Here is a 630-nt window from a genome sequence, read left to right on the forward strand (position 1 = left end):
CTGTGGATGCATTATTCTGCAAGCTATCAAACACATTAATAAGCGCTGTATCTGCTCCATTCTGGCTAAACTGTTGGGGAGGCAAGTTGCCATCAACAGACCATTGTGGACTAAGGAGAGATCTCTTATTCTTATCTCCAATATCTAACATTCTTTGAGACAAATCACCCTTGTCTGCTGTTAAAACATCGACGACAGGTCTAGCATTATTTCCCTCCGAAAGAGTATTGATGAGAAAATTGGCATAATCTCCAGAAGCATTAGCTTTTGACGTGAATGCTGCATTTAACACTGTCAAATAATCGTCTGTTGATTTATCAGAAGAAGCATTCAAACCAGCAACAGAGATAATGCTTTGTGGATAAGACACAACAGTATTGTTAGCGCCTTCAAGAAACATATTTCTAAAATCAGGATTTGCTGAAAAAACAGGAGAAATATTTGATAAAAATGTCGTGACTGTCGCCACTGAAAAAACTCTCACAAAAGAAAAACGCGAATTTTTCAATTTGTTTGTTGTTTGTGTGGCATGCAATTTTTTCATAATAAACTCTCCAATGAAAAAATCTGAAAACACTTTAAAACATAAAAAAGACACATTTTTCTGCTAGCCACTTACCCAGGTTAGAT

At 36.2% G+C, this 630-nt stretch carries 1 pseudogene; it reads right to left on the bottom strand.

From position 1 onward, the window contains the following. Positions 1–544, bottom strand: a pseudogene (locus CER18_RS09805) (Vomp family autotransporter); the annotation flags it as partial. Between the last annotated feature and the right edge of the window lie 86 nt (positions 545–630).

This window comes from Bartonella tribocorum, assembly GCF_002777915.1.
In the GTDB taxonomy this organism is placed as follows: Bacteria; Pseudomonadota; Alphaproteobacteria; order Rhizobiales; family Rhizobiaceae; genus Bartonella; species Bartonella tribocorum_A.